The 18,549-nt window shown below is 60.3% G+C and carries 17 protein-coding genes, 1 tRNA gene and 1 pseudogene; 6 read left to right on the forward strand and 13 right to left on the reverse strand.

Going from position 1 to position 18,549, the window contains the following annotated elements; translation table 11 throughout:
- The gene (bcsA, locus tag EY713_RS02335; RefSeq protein WP_245572860.1) at positions 1 to 2,295 is read right to left on the reverse strand and encodes a UDP-forming cellulose synthase catalytic subunit; all 2,295 of its coding nucleotides are present in this window, start codon (positions 2,293 to 2,295) and stop codon (positions 1 to 3) included.
- A 178-nt stretch (positions 2,296 to 2,473) separates the two neighbouring features.
- On the opposite strand from bcsA, the gene EY713_RS02340 reads away from it, so the two are divergent.
- Both EY713_RS02340 and EY713_RS02345 read left to right on the forward strand, forming a co-directional pair.
- A tRNA-Arg gene (locus EY713_RS02340) sits at positions 2,474 to 2,550 on the forward strand.
- Positions 2,551 to 3,139: 589 nt separating this feature from the next.
- A complete protein-coding gene (locus EY713_RS02345; protein ID WP_131113387.1) occupies positions 3,140 to 4,087 on the forward strand; it encodes a sensor domain-containing diguanylate cyclase in 948 nt (315 codons plus the stop codon).
- 74 nt (positions 4,088 to 4,161) lie between these two features.
- Here EY713_RS02345 and EY713_RS22970 read toward each other — a convergent pair whose 3' ends face one another.
- The 7 genes from EY713_RS22970 to EY713_RS02380 form a co-directional block, all read right to left on the reverse strand.
- Positions 4,162 to 4,380, reverse strand: coding sequence for a hypothetical protein (locus tag EY713_RS22970; RefSeq protein ID WP_131113388.1), 219 nt, complete (start codon positions 4,378 to 4,380; stop codon positions 4,162 to 4,164).
- Between the two features lie 159 nt (positions 4,381 to 4,539).
- A complete protein-coding gene (locus EY713_RS02355; protein WP_131113389.1) occupies positions 4,540 to 4,851 on the reverse strand; it encodes a hypothetical protein in 312 nt (103 codons plus the stop codon).
- Positions 4,848 to 5,249 (reverse strand): hypothetical protein, encoded by a 402-nt coding sequence (locus EY713_RS02360; RefSeq protein ID WP_131113390.1) that lies wholly within the window; start codon positions 5,247 to 5,249, stop codon positions 4,848 to 4,850. The genes EY713_RS02355 and EY713_RS02360 overlap by 4 nt, the downstream gene beginning before the upstream one ends.
- 50 nt (positions 5,250 to 5,299) lie before the next feature.
- Entirely contained in the window at positions 5,300 to 5,650 is a 351-nt protein-coding gene (locus EY713_RS02365) for a hypothetical protein (RefSeq protein WP_131113391.1), read from the reverse strand.
- 5 nt (positions 5,651 to 5,655) lie between these two features.
- Positions 5,656 to 6,827, reverse strand: a protein-coding gene (locus EY713_RS02370; protein WP_425374332.1) for an IS3 family transposase whose coding sequence is annotated in 2 segments (ribosomal slippage) — positions 5,656 to 6,542 and positions 6,542 to 6,827 — 1,173 coding nt in all. Because the reading frame shifts where the segments join, the coding sequence is not laid out codon by codon here.
- Between the two features lie 161 nt (positions 6,828 to 6,988).
- Positions 6,989 to 7,171: a hypothetical protein gene (locus EY713_RS02375; protein ID WP_131113393.1), complete on the reverse strand. Its 183-nt coding sequence runs from the start codon at positions 7,169 to 7,171 to the stop codon at positions 6,989 to 6,991.
- A 3-nt stretch (positions 7,172 to 7,174) separates the two neighbouring features.
- A complete protein-coding gene (locus tag EY713_RS02380) occupies positions 7,175 to 7,477 on the reverse strand; it encodes a hypothetical protein (protein WP_131113394.1) in 303 nt (100 codons plus the stop codon).
- An 817-nt stretch (positions 7,478 to 8,294) separates the two neighbouring features.
- On the opposite strand from EY713_RS02380, the gene EY713_RS02390 reads away from it, so the two are divergent.
- The 3 genes from EY713_RS02390 to EY713_RS02400 all read left to right on the forward strand — a co-directional run bounded on the left by EY713_RS02390 (position 8,295) and on the right by EY713_RS02400 (position 9,884).
- Positions 8,295 to 8,570: a hypothetical protein gene (locus tag EY713_RS02390; RefSeq protein WP_131113396.1), complete on the forward strand. Its 276-nt coding sequence runs from the start codon at positions 8,295 to 8,297 to the stop codon at positions 8,568 to 8,570.
- A gap of 201 nt (positions 8,571 to 8,771) precedes the next feature.
- Positions 8,772 to 9,203, forward strand: a complete 432-nt coding sequence (locus EY713_RS02395; RefSeq protein ID WP_131113397.1) for a hypothetical protein — start codon at positions 8,772 to 8,774, stop codon at positions 9,201 to 9,203.
- A gap of 168 nt (positions 9,204 to 9,371) precedes the next feature.
- Entirely contained in the window at positions 9,372 to 9,884 is a 513-nt protein-coding gene (locus EY713_RS02400; RefSeq protein WP_131113398.1) for a hypothetical protein, read from the forward strand.
- A 565-nt stretch (positions 9,885 to 10,449) separates the two neighbouring features.
- Here EY713_RS02400 and EY713_RS02405 read toward each other — a convergent pair.
- Both EY713_RS02405 and pdxR read right to left on the reverse strand, forming a co-directional pair.
- Positions 10,450 to 10,680 (reverse strand): hypothetical protein, encoded by a 231-nt coding sequence (locus EY713_RS02405; RefSeq protein ID WP_131113399.1) that lies wholly within the window; start codon positions 10,678 to 10,680, stop codon positions 10,450 to 10,452.
- A gap of 355 nt (positions 10,681 to 11,035) precedes the next feature.
- Positions 11,036 to 13,672, reverse strand: a complete 2,637-nt coding sequence (gene pdxR / locus EY713_RS02410) for a MocR-like pyridoxine biosynthesis transcription factor PdxR (RefSeq protein ID WP_131113400.1) — start codon at positions 13,670 to 13,672, stop codon at positions 11,036 to 11,038.
- A gap of 364 nt (positions 13,673 to 14,036) precedes the next feature.
- On the opposite strand from pdxR, the gene urtA reads away from it, so the two are divergent.
- Entirely contained in the window at positions 14,037 to 15,323 is a 1,287-nt protein-coding gene (gene urtA / locus EY713_RS02415) for an urea ABC transporter substrate-binding protein (RefSeq protein WP_131113401.1), read from the forward strand.
- A 382-nt stretch (positions 15,324 to 15,705) separates the two neighbouring features.
- Here urtA and EY713_RS23045 read toward each other — a convergent pair.
- From EY713_RS23045 to EY713_RS02435, 3 genes and pseudogenes are all read right to left on the reverse strand, one after another.
- Positions 15,706 to 16,177: pseudogene (locus EY713_RS23045) on the reverse strand (transposase); the annotation flags it as partial.
- Between the two features lie 73 nt (positions 16,178 to 16,250).
- Positions 16,251 to 18,362, reverse strand: coding sequence for a 3'-5' exonuclease (locus tag EY713_RS02430; protein ID WP_245572861.1), 2,112 nt, complete (start codon positions 18,360 to 18,362; stop codon positions 16,251 to 16,253).
- Positions 18,305 to 18,547: a hypothetical protein gene (locus tag EY713_RS02435; RefSeq protein ID WP_131113402.1), complete on the reverse strand. Its 243-nt coding sequence runs from the start codon at positions 18,545 to 18,547 to the stop codon at positions 18,305 to 18,307. The genes EY713_RS02430 and EY713_RS02435 overlap by 58 nt, the downstream gene beginning before the upstream one ends.
- Positions 18,548 to 18,549: the final 2 nt, after the last annotated feature.

An 18,549-nucleotide genomic window follows, 5' to 3' on the forward strand; every position in this document is an offset into this window, starting at 1 on the left:
TCACGATGCCTTGGCGAGAGGGGGGGCGTTCGCGCTACCGCTTGGCTCGACACCGGGTTCGGCGGAGCTTTGCGTGATGGCCGCCAGGGAGGCTGCGAGTTTCGCCTTGGCGAGGCGAACCTCCTGGATATGTCCGTGCATCACGCGGAAGCCGCGCACCGGCTCGGTCAGGCCCCAGCGGAAGAAGCCGAAAATGCCGCCGAAGATGCTCTTCTGACGACGTCGCTTGGACCGGAACGCCTCGAGCCCGTCGCTGCCCGCATACATCAGATCGACCAGCAGCCGGTAATTGTCGGCCCGAAGGTTCTTAAATTCGAACTCGTAGTAGGATTCGCCATCCTCGACCCCACGACGGATCAATTCGACCGGAAGAGTCTGGGTTCCGGTTCCCTCCTTGCGGAGCGGCACGTCGAGGATACCAGCTGCTCCCTTTTGCAGATGACGGGGGATCAGCCCCTCCTCTACCTCAACACGGCAACCGCCGGTCGATACGTCGATGATGAGGACCGGCACGATCGCGGTTCCGACCGCGAGTTCTGCCACCCGCTTGATCGGCGTGCGGTTCGTCTTGCGTTCGGAAACCACGCCGAGTGCCGCGCCGGAGAGCAGCAGATTAAAGAAATTCCAGCCGCTCACGACAATCAGCAACTCGTTGGCATTCGGCTCGGTGAAGAGACGCAGAAGCGCCCAGAGGCCAGACGCCACCACAATGCCAAAGATCACGAAATACGGCATTGCCAATTCGGACAGATGGTCTTTGTCGAGCGTCAATCCCTTGTCGGTCACATTGAAGGTCGGTTTACGAGGGTTCAGAATGACGCTGAACAATCCCTGCACCAAGTAGATCGACTGAACATATTCATAGAGTTCGGACACCCACGGCCAACGTACTTTACCGTAAAGATAATTCTGCATCATCATATTAGCAGCCATGTACAACATGGTGTAAGCGAAGAACTCTCGCGTGTTCGCAACGTAAATCTGCATCGAAAACCAGATGTAGAGCAGCGGCGCGATCAAGAAGGGCAGACGAAAAATTGGAAAAAACCAATAAGACATATTGGACAGATAACAGATCTTCTGTGCAACGCTGAGACCACGCTTGAAGGCGGGGTTTTTTAGAAGGAAGATCTGGAACATGCCGCGGCACCAACGCGAGCGCTGACCGATGAAGGACGCGAAGGTTTCAGGTTGCAGCCCAGAGATCATCGGCTTGTCGACGTAGATCGAATTCCACCCGCGCGAATGCAGGTCGAGCGCGGTCTCACAATCCTCGGTGATCGAAATGCCCGAAAATCCGCCGACCTCCTCGAGGGCAGCGCGGCGCAGCACCGCCGCCGATCCGCAGAAGAAGGCGGCGTTCCACTTGTCGAGGCCCTTTTGGATGACGCCGTAGAACATTTCATTCTCGGACGGCATCGACGTGTAGGTTTGAAGATTATTCTCGAGCGGATCGGGATTGGCGAAAAAATGCGGGCTCTGGCACAGGAAAAGGCGCGGGTCGGTGCGAAAATGTCCGACGGTTTCGAGAAGAAAGTCCGGCATGGGAACGTGGTCGGCATCGAACACGACTATCAGCTCGCCATTGGTATTGGCGAGCGCGCTGTTCATGTTGCCGGCCTTGGCATGCAGGTTCTTGGCCCGCGTGTGGTAGGTCACGCCCATGTCGGCGGCGAGATCCATCAGATCGGCGCGACGAGCCTTAGCGACACGTGCCGAGGCCGCATTGTCCGAATTGCACTTTTGATCCGTTCCGCCGTCGTCGAGCAAATGCACGCGCAGCTTGTCGGCCGGATATTCGAGCCGCGTCGCCGCCGCGAGGGTTATGGCCAGCAGATCGTGATCTTCGTTGTAGGTCGGCACGAAGACATCGACGGTCGGCATCTCGTCATAGCTCAGCCGTCTGGCGGGCTTGCGCTCGAGCGGATCGGCGATGACGAACAGGCTGATGGCCAACATGATGGCGCTGTACATTTCGGCGATCCAGAGCGTCAGACCGCAGACGAAATTCAATGTGTCCGAGACGGGCGGTAGCGTACTCGTCGTCCGCCAATAGAAGTATCGGAGGACCACAGCGGTCCCGAGCGCAAGGAAGACGTTGCGCCACGGACCCGTGAGCCGCAGCGTCCGGATTAACGCCATCCCTAATATTGCTGTGGAACCTAGAACAAATTGTGCTTGTATACTCACAGGTTCTATGGCCAGCACGACGTAGAGCACGCCGATGATCAGCCAGTTGATCGTAGTTAAAGCCTTGATCACCGAGTTGCTCGCCTTCGACGGGTTGTCAGCCACTCTTAAGCGGGCGAGTTGAAGGATTCGTCTACGGCGGGCCGCCTCGTGTTGCGATGCGAAACATGGTTAAGCAATGCAAGCAAACTCGTGACGAAGTCGCATCAGTCGATGTTACGGTCGCCGCCAGAGAGGCGATGAGACTTGGACGGAGGCGAATTTTCGGGTATCAGCGTGGCAGGCGCCTGTAGCTCAGCTGGATAGAGCATCAGACTTCGAATCTGAGGGTCGGGGGTTCGAATCCCTCCGGGCGCACCAAACACTTCAATGACTTAATGTCCTGTCGCGTGGCGGATCGACAATTTGCGAACCCCTTGCGGACCTCATGTTGGATAGCTTTCGTCATAGAAATCTTTCTCATGACTTCGGCTTCGGAGCCGTCTCGAACAACGCACTGCACCGTGGCGTGTGCTCTCGCCGGCCGGGGCAGTGACGTTTTGGACGTGATGACGCTGATTAATACGGCGCCTGCCCGTACCTCGGGTTCAAAGCCCAAACGCAAGCCCGATCGAGCGGCAGCTTGATGCAGGCCAAGTGGACGTCTTGCTCGTCTCGCACGTCTTTCAGTTGAGCCACGACGCCAGCCCTCATCGGCATGCAATCCCCAGTCTTCTGTCGGTCCAAGTGGAAGGCCATGAATCCGGCCTTGTCGTTGGCGAGCTGACGAAGCCCCCTTCGCACAGCGTCGCTGATATCAAGACATGCAAAGCCGTCCCGCGAGTTAGAACACGCCATCCTAGCTGGCACTGCGGAGCAAAAAAGCGGCAGCGTAGTGCCCCTTCGTTTTATCCCCGTCTGTAGCTGTGTCACCTTCACAGAATCGGCGACCCGCCCGGATAGTTAAACCATGAAGAAGACTGAGCCGAGTCGACTTGCCCCCGCCTTTCCTACAAGCCTTTTCGCACAACTTGCGGAAGCTACCAACGACGTCATCATCGTTACGACGCCCGACATGGAGCTCCCTGGGCCTCGGATCGTCTACGTCAATCCGGCCTTCACGAGACTGACGGGGTACACCGCTGACGAGGCGATTGGACGCTCTCCTCGCATGTTACAGCGGTCTGGCACTGACCGTGTGACGCTCGATGCGATTAAGCGCCGCCTTGTAGCGGGCCTGGAAGTCCATGAAAAACTTCTCAATTATGCAAAAGGGGGAGAGCGCTACTGGCTGGACCTCCGCATCGTCCCCTTGCGCGACGAAGTCGGCAAAATCACCCACTTTGCGGCGATTGAACGCGACATCACGATGGATAAGCGGCGGCTGGATGAATTGGAGATGGTCGCCGATAGAGACGGTTTAACCGGGATACCCAATCGGCGAGCGTTGCTCCGCGTCATCGAGTCCGAAATCGCGGTATTGCGATCGCGCTCCACTGCGAGACCTTATGGCCGCGACGCCTGCTTGGCTTTCTTTGACGTCGACCATTTTAAGAGCGTCAATGATGCGCACGGACATGGCGTTGGAGATGCAGTGCTTCTCGGCATCGCCGACCGGCTCACCGAGAACCTACGTCGATCGGATGCGCTGGGCCGCATGGGCGGGGAGGAGTTCGCGCTGTGGATGCCGGGCGTCACTCTTCGGGATGCACAAGAGTTGGTCGACCGACTTCGCCGCATTGTATCAGAGCAGCCGTTTGAGACACCATCAGGTCCAGTTAAGGTCAGCGTAAGTATTGGAGTTACGGCTTTCCAGCCGATCGATAATTTGGTCCACCTCATGAACCGTGCCGACACAGCAATGTACTCTGCGAAGAAAGCGGGGCGCAACAGGGTAGTGGCGCTCGAAGGGACTTAGCGCCTGCGCCGCATTGAATGCGACTAAGTCTGGGCGTTTCAATTAATGAGCAAGACGCCGATGGACGGGCTCTATCAGCAGGCCTTTATCGATAGGACGGAATGTTGCCTTACGGTGTCACTGATCAGGCTAAGTTTGTCGTCGATGACGGCCAGCAAGGTTCGGAGCGCTGCGGCTCGGCTATCCGGCAGGAAGTCGGCCGTCGCCATGCTAGCCGCTTCGACTGGATGACGAACCTCGTCGATGTCGTCGGCGGTTTTGAGCCGGTCTAGTTCGATGGTTCGCTCAGACATTGTCGCCTCCGTTGAGAGTGTCGAGGATTGTTCGAGCTTGGGCCAAGAGGCGTTCTGCTTCTGGCCTGTCGCCGCGCAGATCTGCCGCTTCGCAGGCATGCAGGAGGTCGATGACTGGCTGATAAAGCCGAGCGGCTTCACGGGCGGGCGATGGCAAAGTCACGGCCGGCGATTGGCACAAGCGCGCCTGCAGATCGTGTGAAGGTGCGGCGGTTCATGCCTGCTCCCCATAGAAGGTCGCCGATAAATCCGCAGACTTTCGATGACGCGAGCGTGAGCGTGCGACAGGGCTGTCAATTGCTTCTCCAGGATCACTGGATGCAGAAGGCCATCGGCATCCCCCGGTCGAGCGCTGCACACGCTCTCGTCGATGTCGTCAATCGCTAAGGTAAGCAGCAGCATGTCGCCTTCGGCGTCGGTGATCGCGCATTCGAGTCCGATGCGGTTAGGGAGGGTGCGGGCCGCGCTCATGCCTGCACCCAATGAATGCCGGCTGCGCTCAACACGACGGCTGCGCGGGTCGATGGAGCGGGGCGGCTGAACATCCGACGTGAGCCTGCGTTCCCCATCAGCACGTAGTCGAACACGTCCCCCGTCGAGCGGTTGCGGTACACAATCTCGAAATCGCTCCCGAGTGGGCTGTTCTCTTGCGTGCTGTAGCGCTCAAAGCGGAGATGATCCCGCTCTAAGCTGAGCCATGTGTCATAGCTGTCGAGAAGGTCCGGCGTCACCGGCACAGCGACAGCGGTTGGATTGCCGATCAAGGTCAAGCCGCCGCCGATTAGCGGGAGCGATGCAAGGCCCGACAGGAAGGATCGACGGGTGGACGGCAAGCCGGTAACGTTCACCGGAACGGTGTTGTTTGACATGATTTGACTCAATTTCTGGGCAGTGAGCGGCTTCTCAAGCCACGTCGAAATCAGGCAGTCGGGAACAGTGCGGCCGAAGCCTGGGCTATGGTGGAAATTGCTTCCCACCCGATAGAGGAAACCTCGCCGAGACCGTCATCGAGGTCCGGTCCGACGAATGCGCTCCAATACGCCACATAGGCGGCCAACCCGGCGATCGTCTGCGGGACGACCTCGTGCATGTCGTGCCGGGCCTCAACTTCTGCCTCCGATGCTGCCTCGGTGGCCGCAGCCAGATCACTTGGGGGCCGCGACAGCCAAGCCGTCTTGTTCAAGGCTGCCAAGAACGCCGCATTGGCGGCCTTATGGTTATCGATGGCGGCAAAGATCGGATCGTGATGGTGCCCTGAATTGATGGACACGGGGGTTATGCCGCCAGCCTCTCGGCTTGTTCTGGCGTTTTGTAGCCGAGCGCAGAGTGGATCCGTCGTCGGTTATAATAGCCTTCGATGTAGGCGAACAGGTCGCGTCGGGCCTCGTCGCGTGTCGCCCAGTGACATTGGTGGACGAGTTCGACCTTCAGCGTGTGGAAGAAGCTCTCCATCGGGGCGTTGTCGTAACAGCAGCCCGTGCGGCTCATCGACGGCGTCGCCGCCATGACGGCCAGCTGCTTTCGGTAGACCTCGGCGGCGTATTGGCTGCCACGATCCGAATGTTGGATGAGCCCGGCCCCTGGGCGTTGACGCTGGGCGGCCATCATGAGCGCGGCGAGCGGCAGCTCGGTGCGCATATGATCGCGCATCGCCCAGCCGACGATCTTGCGCGTGGCGAGGTCGAGGACCGCAGCGAGATAGAGCCATCCCTCTCCGGTGGCGATATAGGTGATGTCCGCCAGCCAGACGGTGTTCGGAGTTGTTGCCGCGAACACCTGCTTGAGCCGGTTTGGCGCGATCGGAAGATCATGGCGGCTGTCCGTTGTGCAAGGCTTGAACCGACGCCCTGCCAGGCCGCGAATCCCGTGGTGGCGCATCAAACGGGCGACGCGTCCCCGGCTCACCGTCCGGCCTTCAGCACGAAGCGCGGCGTGCATCCTCGGTGAGCCATAGCGGCCACGATGCTCGGCCTCGAGACGCCGGACATCGCCAAGCAGATGACGGTTGGCGACGAGCCGAGCACTGTCGGGGCGATCCCGCCATGCATAGTAGCCGCTGGCAGAGACCTGCAGCACGCGGCACATGAGCCGGATCGGCCACGTGCCGACGTGATCGCGGATGAACGTGAACCTCATCTGGGCACCTCCGCGAAGATGCCGATGGCTTTTTTTAGGACGTCGCGCTCCATGCGCGTGCGATCGAGATCCCGCTTCAGCCGCGCAATCTCGGCAGCCTGGTCGGCCGGGGACGGGAGCTGCGGCACCCCGGCCGCGACCGCTCGCGAACGGGCAGCGCCGGTGTGGATGGCCGCTCGCCAGTTCCGCAGCATCGACGGCGAGATGCCGACCTCCGTGGCAACCTGCATCAACGGCCGACTGCTACTTTCAAGCAGCGCAACAGCCTCTCGTTTAAACTCGGGAGCGAACTCCCGCCTCGTTTTGGGCATCCAAACACCTTTCCCGCTCATCCGAGCGTATCAAAGGTGTCCACCAATGCGAGGGACCATCAATCGGGAGCAGACAATCCGGTGGCGACTGCTGGGATCGTGGTTTGCATGGCGTGCGTTCCTTGAACTGGAGTTGCCGGCCTGGCGGGCTTAGGAGAGGGTTAAGCAGTGATCTTCAGACGGGCACTCGCCTCGATGACATCGGCCCGTCTGAAGGCTTCATCGATCGCCGCTAGAGCCTGAGCGACGGTTCCTGACTGGCCGCGCTTCTGGATAGCTTCCAGGGCATCGAGATAAGCCTCGGCGATCTGGCGTTCGTGGCGGATCTGGTCAGCGTCGCTCATGGCTCAAACCGCCTGTTGGAGGGAAGCAAGGTGTGTCCATGCGGCAGCGACGAGCGCATGCGAGCCAATCGTGTCGTTGTGCTCGGCGATCAGCAGAGCGTTGCGGGCCTTGACGACCGCCTGGGCATCCGCAGGCAGAGCAGAAACACGGGCCGCTTCAGCATCCTGCTCGATGGCCCACATGGCATAGGAGCGCTCATGTCGAGCGTCGGCCGATGTGGCTTTCAGCGCGTCACCAAACTCAGCGCGGGCAGTAGTCTTGTATCGGGCAGCGACGTTGCGGGCCTTCGACCAGGCTGCTCGCATGATGGCGGCTCGGTCGTAAGTGTTTGACGGAGTGGTGTAACGGGGCATCTCTAATACATCTATAATAGACAGATACGGTTATAATAGATGCTATAAGCCGGGTCAATGGATTTACGATATAGTTGACGAAAATAGATGGATTGGGTTAGTGGGGGACATGATCACTCCCGCGCAGTGTCGAGCAGCCCGAGCGCTGCTGAATTGGACGCAAGACCAACTTGCAAAATCAGCCACGGTCGGCATCGTCACCATTCGGCAATTTGAGGCTTCAAACGCAGATCCACGCAATGCGACGCTCGTGGTGGTCACTCGAGCTCTCGAAGCAGCAGGCGTCGAGTTCATTCCGGAAAACGGCGGCGGGGCTGGCGTGAGGCTGTGTAAACCCCGTGTCTGAGATTTCCTCCTCCGATGAGCAAGCTACCAAGGCTTTAGCGTCTGCACTCCGTGCGATGCGTCTGCTCGGCACCAACCCAGTGGAGGAGAATTCGGCGATCGCTCAGAACGTTCTCCATCAAGATCTAGGATACTTTGGCGAGCATGATCTCAGGTACTACAATCTAAGCGACGCCACACGCGACCGACTGATTACACACGCTAGGCAGGATGCATCCGCGGCATCAATTCAGGCTTCTGAGGCTTTGAAATCGACCATGGCATCCGTGCGACTGCTTCGTCATTGCAGGTTACTTTTAATTTTTTGTCTGATGTTTGTCGCCTATATCGCTTTGCGCATTTCACGTTGAGATCTGACGTAGTCGGTCGTCCGACATTTCCAATTTTGCGACTGCGAAGCGGCAGCCATACGGCCACACCCTAGTTGATCTTCGAAAAGCCCCAGAAACGGCCGGTATTGAATTCATTCCTGAGAATGGTGGCGGCGCGGCGCTGGGGTGCTGTTGAGGAAGGTCGAGCCTTGAACAAGCCAGCTCGTTTCACAGTCGCCGACCTGCGTCGGGCATTGAAAGCCGCGAAGGCATCTGGTTCCGAATGGTGCGTTGAAGTCGCGCCAGATGGGACGATCCGCATCGTGAGACATGCAGGCGCTGTAGGCAACTATCTACAGCTTGAGTCAGAGGAAGTGATCGTGCTCTGATTGATTTGCACAGCGTCGGGACGCGGATCAGAACCTGTTGACTAGCTAAGGAATGAGTTTGTGAAGCCGGCTCAGTATGTTGAAATCGTGGTCCTCCCAAATATTTGTCGGTTCCTCAATGCGCGAGCAGACATAAGCTTGGCCTATACTGCATGTATTTTGACTTATCACCTTGCAGATCACCTAGCTTAGGCTGAAGGGATGTCGGACAAACGCAAGGTGATCGACAAATTACTCGGTTTTTGTGAGGGACCTTTTCGGATTGTTCAGGGCCTTTGCAACGGAACAAAGCATCCTAAGAAGCGAGATGGCATCAATCCCGGCGACGAATCAATCGTGGCGCAGTTCGACTTTGACAATGTTGGCGCATGCTGGGATCAGGGTAGGTTAGGGTCTGAGGGATTACGCGTTGGACCAATCGAAGATGATGTGTTTCTTGATCTCGTTGTACAAAGGGTGCTCCTCGCTATGCAGGCATTTTATCCATATCACTTGGGTGCTGTCGATATCGGCTGCCTTGACTTAGAGGTTAGACGCCAACACGCTCAGATTTGGCAGTGGCGTGATGGTACAAGGTCGTACCAGGAACGCGTCGGAGACATCGATCCGTATGTAATCAAGGGCGAGGTTTAGTTGAACCACATAGGTCCGAGACATATCAACATGCCAGAACCTAGAAGCATTGTTTTTAAGGACGATCGATTGATCGTTAAGGGGGACTGGCCAGACGGGGCTACAGTCCACGGAATTGAGGGTCCAGGGGCGGTGGAGTTCCGCCGACTGTCTTCTATCGACGCAGATATGCGTAAGGCAAAACGTTGGCTCGATCTGATTTCCTCGGACATCGCCCGGCCGGCGACCCCAACTGAGGAAGCGCTTTACGAGGCCTCACTGATCATTTTTTGTAGGTGCTTCAAGGGAGCAGGAGGCATTAGGCAGCGTCCGCTAAAGCCCAAACAAGTTTTCAGCCAAATTCAGCGTGGCCAATTCGAGCTTCTCAAAATTATTAGAGATCGGATGGTAGCCCATGACGAGCAGCTGGCAAGTGCAACCGTTGCTTTACTGATTAGGAGCAAAGAACATTACGCACTTGATGTTCTTTCCTCGAATTTCTCAGTTCCATTCTCGGCCATAATGGAACGCAAGTACCTGATTGGCTTAGTAGAAACGGTTTTAGATTGGCTTGATATAGAAAGGCACAAGTTGGCTTCTGACCTGAAATCATGGTTCGATCAAATGCCTGAAGACCGGGTTTCGGCACCTGCCTTCAAACTGGATATCATTGAAGGGGATCCCTTTAGACGTGGCACATGAATTTGTGCCTGACTGTTTGGATGTTGACGACTTAATGTTTGTTCATTGACTAGCGTAACCTCGGCAATGTCCGGGGCAGCTCAAACTCGAGGTCACGATTATGGCAAAGACACCGTCAAAGCCCAGCGTGGAGCCAATCACGTCATCAAAAATAAAGTCGCTGGCCGGTAAAGGCGAACGAGCCCCAAGTACGCTAACGACGAGGGAGACGCAGTCTCTTGCAGCATCGGTGCTGGCTCACATCGAGCCACGCAAAAAACCGAAGTAGATTTTACAAACTGATCATCTTGCGAACGGCAGTAGTGGGTATTCGTATAATGCCGCTGGCTTGTACACGGTCTTTGCTGAAGTCTCCAAGGTTCGGAGCGATTGCAATCGCATCGCAAGTCTCGGCTACGAGATACCCGACCGAAATGCACCCGACCGCAGTCGGAACTCTGTATTCGTCAAGCCATTGCCACGATGGGATCGGCTGTTGGCTGTCCTCCCATTCGACTAGCACAAGCTTGAAAGGCACAGTCGGTCTAAAAACCTTTGTTCGCTTCATATAAATGGCCTGCGAGATCTAAAGCGTCTTCGGCTGATGCCACGGCTGCGGCTTGATCCCGCCCGCGCCGTCAGAAGCGACGAACGAGACGATCATCAACCGCGCGTGCTTCCCAAACTCAGCCTGCTTCTGAGCTCGGAATACCCCGGGGTCTACGTCGGGCGGGCAAAACCCCAGGGTGTAGCTGCCATCGCTTGGCCGCGTGCTCCACGCCTCGACGGCAGCGATGCGCTTCTCAATGGGTCGCATGGGTGAAGTCCTTTCGATTGGGAAGGAAAGCGAGCAAGGCTTCGCTTTCCGTCCCACCTCAGCCCGTTCAACCATGATCGAACGGGATGGACGGCCACCGGAAGGTTGACCAAGAAGATCAAGCGCCAGCCGACGGCATCGATCAGCACCGGCGGTCACGGCGCCCACGTGCGCAAACCCGAACGTCCGCTTCGGGGCAAGCACCTAATGTCCGCTCCTGGCGCGACCCGGAACCGCAGACCCGCGACCGCTGCTTAGTCAGGGTTGGGTGGATAGCTGAAGTTGGCTTTCTGCCCGGAAACGGACGTTCGCTCGGCGCCCCGGGCAGTCGTTTGCGCCTCCTTGCCGGCGGCGTTCAGGATCCGTCATGCACCTGCGGTACAAACAGGACCTTTTCGCTGCCACAGTCGGGGCAGCGCCAATCCGTCGGTAGGGCCATCAATGCGGTTCCAGGCGGAATGCCCTGTTGGGGCACGCCCGCGCTTTCGTCGTAGATGTAGTAGCAGCCTCGGCAGATGAACTGCCGGCGCGGGCCTTCCGGTTCGGGCGACCGCGCAGGAGGGGCGGCGACGTATTCGATCGAGCCGGACGCCAGGACCGTGTCCCCGACCGCGATGGTGCCGTTCTGGCGGGCGATGAGATAGACCCCAAGGTTCTTATGTCCGAAGCTTGCCCGCAGCGAAGTGGGGATGTCGAGGTCCCGGCGCGCTGTGGCCGGGTTGACGTTGGTGGCCCCGCAGCGACCGTTGACTCGATCGACCAGGAACGTCGTTCCCCCGATCGTGACCTCGCTTCCTACCCAGTCGACCTCCTCGAAGGCCTTTGCGCCATCGATATAGATGTTGGCGCGAAAGCGCAGCGGGTCGAGCGAGACGCCCCAGCGCTCTTCGAGGCTGCGCAACGTGGCGAGGTTGATGAGCGAGATCACGCTGTCGGGTTTGTCCATGAAATGCCCAACGCGTGACCGAATGAGCACCGGCGGGTCCTTGAAGCTCGGCAGCAGCGTCCAAAAAAAGCGCTCCAGCTGTTCGCGCTGGGCGGGGTCGGTCAAGCAGCCTGCCGCGACCTGCCGGCCGGCGCGCCACGCCGTCAACCACATCGTATCGATGTCCAGGCTGGTCGCGACCTGGGCCAACCCCTCGTCCAGCATCAGCATGGCGAAGAGACCCTTCTTGGCCCATTTCGGATCGTCGCGGTCGAGGGGGGCCGTGGGCCGGGCGAGCGCAAAGACGCGATCGTATGGAATGGGCCTGCCTGCTTCTGTGTCGACCTGGGCGAGGGGCTGCGCGCTCAGTCCCTTGATTGGGTATCGATAAATGCTACTGACGCTCGCCATGGTGAGCCCGGGTCCTTGTGCGATCCTCGTCTTTGACGGTGCACGGGCACGACGTGGCTTTGGTAGAGCCGGTTGCTGGCGAAAGCGGGAGTCCAGATGCATCGGGGTGCGCCGAGCTCGGCCCGGCAGCTGGACCGATCCCTGCGGCGCCTCCACGAGATAAGTCGTAACGTCGGTCTTGAGATCGTCGACCGTATCGTCGATGGCCTCGGACAGCCGATCCATCGCCTGTTCGATCTGCTTGGGAAGCAGGGCCCCGAAGCCGAGCAGGAGAGCGCGACGATCCAGGAGGGACGGACGGATCGTCATGGCGCCACAGGAGGCGAGCGGATACACGCCGATGCGGGATCGTCGGGCCAGATTCTCAACCACTGCTGCGTCGGGCACGCCGGCCGGAAGGTTCCACAGGAGGTGGAGGCCACCCGTCTCGCCGCTGATGCTGACCTCGCCGAAGCTGCGACGCAGGGCGGCGAGGAGGCGGTCACGGTTTTCGCGATAGTGGGCGCGTACGCGGGCGACGTGGACCGCGTAGCTGTTGCCGGCCATCATGTCGGCCAGAGTAGCCTGGTCGAGCCAGGCATTGCCGCCATCGAGCAGTTCCTTGGCCGCGACCACGACCTCCGCGAGACGCGGCGGCACGACCATGAAGCCCAAACCAAGACCCGCACCCAGCGTTCGCGCGAAGGAGCCGAGGTAGATCGTGCAGTCCGGCGCATCGGCCGCGATCGCGGGCGGGTTCGAACCCTCGAACCGCAAGTCGGCGTCGGAATCGTCCTCGAGGATGTAGCAGCCGCAGCGGCGCGCCCAGGCCGCGATGCTGTCGCGGCGGCCGGCCGACAACATCACGCCCGTGGGAAACTGGTGGGATGGCGTGACGTAGAGCAGCGCCGTCGATCGGAGCGGTAGATCGCTGGGCACGAGCCCATCTTGGTCGACGGCCACGCCGACGGTCTCGGACCCGGTTGCCTCGAAGGCATAAAGGGCGCCCTGGGAGCCGGGGTCCTCCAAGGCTGCGAGCGTGCCGCGATGCAGGAACAGACGGCTCGCTAGGCTGATGCCTTCCTGGACGCCTGAAACGATGATGATGCGGCTCGGGTCGGCCGCGATGCCGCGGGTGGTGGCGATATAGAGCGCGATCGCCGAGCGTAGCGCGAGCAGTCCCGCCGCCTCGCCGCCCTCGGTCAGGCCCCGGGCCCCGCCAAACGTCAGGTTTTTTGCAAGGTGTCGCCGCCAGAGCTTCAACGGGAACAGCGCGTGATGAGACCGTCCGGGATAGAAATCGAAGGAAAGCCGGCGGCGTATTGTGCCGGACCGCTGCACAAGCCGCACCGGGAGCGAGGGCAAGGGCATCGACCAGGACGGTTCGCGCACCCCCTGTGGCGCGGTCGGGACCGGTGGTGCACATCCTGGGTCGGGCGCGGAGACGAAAATCCCCGACGCCGGTCGGGAGTCCACCAGGCCCTCCGTCATGAGGATCTCGTAGGCGCGCACGACGGTGTTGCGGGCCACCGCGAGCTGCTCCGAAAGCTGGCGCGACGAGGGCATCCGTGTTCCTACGGGCAGACGCGCATGCGTGATCGCACGCCTCAGCTGCTCCACGATCTGGCCCGTGAGGGTCTCTCCACTGGATCGGTCCAGAACCACGGGAACTTGCATCGATTCTCCACTGGACGCCGCAGAGCTGCTCGGGGTGATCCTATCGTAGGCCCTGGGAGCGCCCGCGCAATCGGTCCGCGTCTCTGGACCTATCGTTTCTGCCGCGACTGGACTAATGCTGGATGATCCGTGAGCAGGGCCGCGCGTGGCTCAGGCAGGTCCGAAGCGCCGCCTCGGGAATTTGCTCGATAAGCGCACAGCGCAATGCTGCAGCGTGACGCCAAGCCCAAGGCGGGGTGGACCCATCGCATGCGCACGGCTTGGCTCTCTGCGGCTGTGCTCTGCCATGCCAGCCTTTCGACGCCTTGAAGTGTCCGCACGTCCCCCGGGCGGCATCCGTGCAAGGCGGCGAAAGGAGCGGACAATGTCGAAGACACGACGATCTTGGCTGAAGGGGCTTGTCGCCTCGGCCATGCTTTGGACGACATCGGGCTATGCGGTCGCAGCCGACGACACGATCAAGGTGGGCGTGCTCCATTCCCTGTCGGGCACGATGGCGATCAGCGAGACGATCTTAAAGGACGTCATGCTGATGCAGATCGCCGAGATCAATGCCAAGGGCGGTCTTCTCGGCAAGCAGATCGAGCCCGTGGTCGTCGACCCGGCCTCCAATTGGCCCCTGTTCGCGGAAAAGGCTCGCGAACTGATCAGCAAGGACAAGGTCGCGGCCGTGTTCGGCTGCTGGACCTCGGTGTCTCGCAAGTCAGTGCTGCCGGTGTTCGAGGAGTTGAACGGCCTCCTGTTCTACCCGCTGGAATACGAAGGCGAGGAGGATTCCTACAACGTCTTCTATGGCAGTTCCGTGCCCGACAACAAGGCGATCCCCGCGGTCGAGTATTTGATGAGCCCCGACGGCGGCAACGTGAAGCGCTTCGTGCTGGAGGGGACCGACTATGTCTATCCTCGGACCAGCAACAAAATCATCCGTGCCTTCCTTAAGTCGAAGGGTGTCGCGGACGAGGATATCTTGGAGAACTATACGCCGTTCGGCTTCGCCGACTGGCAGACCGAAGTCGCCAAGATCAAATCCTTCGGGTCGGTCGGCCGGAAGACCGCCGTGATCTCGACCGTCAATGGCGACGCCAACATTCCGTTCTACAAGGAACTCGGCAACCAGGGCGTGAAAGCGACCAACATCCCGGTGATGGCCTTCTCGGTAGGTGAGGAGGAGCTCGCCGGCGTCGACACCAAGCCGCTGGTCGGCCATCTGGCAGCCTGGAGCTACTTCCAATCGGTCGACACGCCGGAGAACAGGGCTTTCATCGCCAAGTGGCGCGCCTATTCCAAGAAGCCGGACAACGTCACCAACGATCCCATGGAATCCGCCTACATCCTGTTCCACATGTGGGTTCAGGCGGTCCAGCAGGCCGGCACAACCGACGTCAATGCCGTTCGGCAGGCGATGATCGGCCAGAAGTTCAGTTCGCCCTCGGGTGTCGAGGTGACGATGCTGCCCAACCATCATATGGCTAAGCCCGTGATGATCGGCGAGATCCAGGGCAACGGCCAGTTCAGCATCGTCTACCAGAGCGCGGCACTTCCGCCGAAGCCCTGGAGCCCCTACGTCGACGCCAACAAGGGGAAGGTTGCCGATTGGTCTTGGCCAAATGTCTGCGGCGGATGCAAGGCGCCGAAATACTCGACCTTTTGAGTCGATCGTCAAAGCTGATGGGCGCGCCGAAAGGCCGCCCATCAGCCGTTCGAGACCGGCAGGTGCGAGAGACATCCCCAAACGCAATTTCTTTTCGGCCGACGCGCCCGTTGCCAAAAACTTCGAAAGCCACACAAGCGGACTCTCTGAAGGTCTTAGTCGGTTCGACTGCTGCCGGGACGCCATGACCGAACGAAGGTCCGCTTCCTGGCGGCCAGCCGAATCCCGCTCCTGGCGCATTCGAGACATCTGCTGAGGTCCGTTAGCTTCCGCTAAAGGACATTCCCGGAAGTGAATTCCGTGGCTAAAGTTCCAAACTGCTGCTGCTTCGGGAGGCAACCGTGACGCTGAGTACCGACCCTGGGCGCAGAGAACCGTCGCGCGCGGCTTCGTTGAGGAAGATGCCGACGACCTCGGTCCTGCGTTTGATCTCGCCGTTGAGCCGCTCTAGCGCTTTCGTCGAGTGGAGCTTGGTGGCGATGCACGAGTGGAAAAGTCATGTAGGCCAGCACGTCGGCTTCGCTGTCGTACATAAGATGGGGCGAGCTTTGGAAGCCTAGGCCTGCGCTGTCGGCGCCGCGAAGCGAACTGGACGCGATAGCTGCTGCAATATGGCGGCGAGCACCCTCAGGTCAGGCCCGAGGGCAGGCTCTTGACGGACGGCGGCCTTCAGCCCCTCGTACGCGTCCGAGATCACCAACTAGACCTCCGGAGGCCACGACGCGCCAGCTTGCGCAGGAACCCCGTCCAGAAAGTCTCGGTTTTGGACAGGTCTATGTCCATGCCGAGCACTTCGCGGTGCCCCTGTTCACTCCAACTGCCACGTCGACAGCAATGGACACGATCCCGCCGGACTGCAACCACGCTCAGGAACACAACCCGGCCTGGCTCCGGATTGCATGGGCACTGACGAGACCGTGAGTAAGCTCACGACCTTTCGCCAACCTTGAAGTCGTTCAGATATTCGGAAGCGGGCAGCACACCAGTCAGCAGCAGGTGCTCCCGGGCGCGGGTGCAGGCGACATAGAGAAGCCTTCGCTCAGTCTCGTAAATCTCATCGAGCTCGGCCTCGTCCGCCGCGTCGGCGATGCGCTCGTCGAGCGGCAGGATGCCCTGATCGCAAGCCATGACGATGACGGCGCGAAACTCCAGACCCTTGGCGAGGTGCATAGGGACAGTCGTGATCGCCTCGGTCCCCTTGAGGCCCTTGAGCGCCGAGCGGGCACGAGAGACCAACTCCGTGGTGCGGACGAAAATGCCGATCTCGTGAGCGGCGACACCCTCCGCGAGCCACGCCTCGACCACTGCGCCGACTGCCGCCGCTTCCTCGGCCGCACTCGCGACGATTCTGATCTCGGGAGCAGGGCCATGGAAGACCGAGACAATGCCTCGCCGCTCGTCCTCCAGGCCATCGACGTCCCGCAGCACGGTCGGCAGCAGACGATCGGCCGCTTTCCGGATTTGGTGAGATGTGCGGTAGCAGACTTTTAGGGTTTGCGACCGGCCGCGGATCTCGACGCCCAAATTGGCCCAGGAAAAGGGGTGCTGGAAGATGCGCTGGCCCATGTCCCCAGCCAGAAAAAGAACATCGGGACCGGCCGGCGCAAGCGCGGCAAAGAAACGCAATTCGGCCGGCGCGAGATCTTGCGCTTCATCGAGAACAATGTGGTCGAACGGCTTGCGCGATCGGCCTGCGAGCGCATCGGCAAGCCCCGTGAAAACCTGAGCCCAGCTTGTTGTACGCTCGGCAAGGAGCGCGGCACGAACGGCTTCGAAGACCGGCCACAGCCGCTCGCGCTGGTTGGGGCCGAGGCGGCTTTTGCGCCCCATGCGCTGCACGGTCGCATAAGCCTCTGAGGAGGTGATGCCCCAGGCATCAATGACATTCGTCCATTCCGACAGCAGAAACCGATCGGAAAAGCCCTTGAGCCGCACAACCTGGGCCGCCTCGCCCAGCCGCTCCCGCAGCACTAGGTCAGACGCGATGCGAGGCCTTGAACCATATTCGAGCTGGTACATCTGCTCGGCGATGCCGCGGAAGCAGGCTGTCGTGATCCGCGGCACGATTCCGCCAGTGTCCGGCGCCAGCACCACAAGCTTTTTGGCCATTGCGTCCGCCAACGGCTGCGAGAAGCTGGCGAGCAGGACACGCGCGTCCGGGTTGTCGCGAGCAAGCCGAACCGCGCGGTGGAGTGCCACGATCGTCTTGCCCGTGCCTGCGGATCCCGCGACACGCGCCGGCCCGGCAAAGCTGCGTTCCGTCAGGGCGCGCTGTGAGGGGTGGAGAAACACACCCCACTTTTCCCAAGGGAACGCCAGCGCCTGCTCGAGTTCCTCCTGGTTGGCAATCGGCCGGATACGCCGCAGGGCGTCGGGGTGCGCGAAGGGGTTGGCGACAACCGGCGCGGGCTTGGGCAAGAGGCCGGTGGCGGCATATTCGAGCAGCGCCTCGGAGGCCTCGGCCGGCAGATGCGCCGCTAGCGTGAAAAACGCATCTTCGGTCGCGCCGCGGACATCAGCCAGCCAATCCGCCGGCACGCCGACCGATAGCAGGGCGTTGTCGTCGAGCGAGGCGAAAAGGTATGGTTGAGGCGCGACGGCAGGTACCGCGTGACTTACGACGTCGAGCGTCCCGGGTGGCGCGACCTCCTCCACGCGCTCGCGAACTTCGACGATCTGAACCGCGCCGGTGCGCGGATGCGCCTCGATCCGCCGCCGCTCGGCCCAGTCATAGGCGTCGTCGTGATGATCGACATAAGCGACCAGCATAGACTCGCCGGTCTTGTGGACGATCAGTCGAACGTCGCGGTTGACGCGAGCGGACCAGAAGTTTTGGTCCTTGCTCTTGTCGATGCGATGAAGTTGGAGCCCATTCCCGGTTGGGTCCATCTGGAGATCGAAGACACTCGCCTTCACGGCCTTCTGGTCCTGACCGGACAGGCGATTGAAAGAGGCGGTGAAGGTTTCGGCGATGAGGAAGTTCACGACGATGACAGTAATGTTTTGACCGCCGCAGCGGCGGTCGGAACCATTGTCCATTCGAATTCGCGATCGGGCGGCTGCCAACCTTCGGCAATGAGGCTCATCCAGATCGGGCTGCCGTCGGCACGCCTGTCGACCGGCCATCCGAACATCTCTGCCACACGCCGAGCGAGTTTGCCGTAGAGCACATTGGCTAAACTCGGAGCGGTGCTGGCGAGCGCGGCGGTCGCGATCGCGCGCATGC

Source organism: Lichenihabitans psoromatis (genome assembly GCF_004323635.1).
Classification (GTDB): Bacteria; Pseudomonadota; Alphaproteobacteria; order Rhizobiales; family Beijerinckiaceae; genus Lichenihabitans; species Lichenihabitans psoromatis.

Coding starts and splice junctions, on each gene's coding strand:
- EY713_RS02345 (WP_131113387.1), top strand. CDS start 3,140: ATGAAGAAGACTGAGCCGAGTCGACTTGCCCCCGCCTTTCCTACAAGC.
- EY713_RS22970 (WP_131113388.1), bottom strand. CDS start 4,380: ATGTCTGAGCGAACCATCGAACTAGACCGGCTCAAAACCGCCGACGAC.
- EY713_RS02355 (WP_131113389.1), bottom strand. CDS start 4,851: ATGAGCGCGGCCCGCACCCTCCCTAACCGCATCGGACTCGAATGCGCG.
- EY713_RS02360 (WP_131113390.1), bottom strand. CDS start 5,249: ATGTCAAACAACACCGTTCCGGTGAACGTTACCGGCTTGCCGTCCACC.
- EY713_RS02375 (WP_131113393.1), bottom strand. CDS start 7,171: ATGAGCGACGCTGACCAGATCCGCCACGAACGCCAGATCGCCGAGGCT.
- EY713_RS02380 (WP_131113394.1), bottom strand. CDS start 7,477: ATGCGAGCAGCCTGGTCGAAGGCCCGCAACGTCGCTGCCCGATACAAG.
- EY713_RS02395 (WP_131113397.1), top strand. CDS start 8,772: ATGTCGGACAAACGCAAGGTGATCGACAAATTACTCGGTTTTTGTGAG.
- EY713_RS02400 (WP_131113398.1), top strand. CDS start 9,372: ATGCGTAAGGCAAAACGTTGGCTCGATCTGATTTCCTCGGACATCGCC.
- EY713_RS02405 (WP_131113399.1), bottom strand. CDS start 10,680: ATGCGACCCATTGAGAAGCGCATCGCTGCCGTCGAGGCGTGGAGCACG.
- pdxR (WP_131113400.1), bottom strand. CDS start 13,672: ATGCAAGTTCCCGTGGTTCTGGACCGATCCAGTGGAGAGACCCTCACG.
- urtA (WP_131113401.1), top strand. CDS start 14,037: ATGTCGAAGACACGACGATCTTGGCTGAAGGGGCTTGTCGCCTCGGCC.
- EY713_RS02430 (WP_245572861.1), bottom strand. CDS start 18,362: ATGGACAATGGTTCCGACCGCCGCTGCGGCGGTCAAAACATTACTGTC.
- EY713_RS02435 (WP_131113402.1), bottom strand. CDS start 18,547: ATGCGCGCGATCGCGACCGCCGCGCTCGCCAGCACCGCTCCGAGTTTA.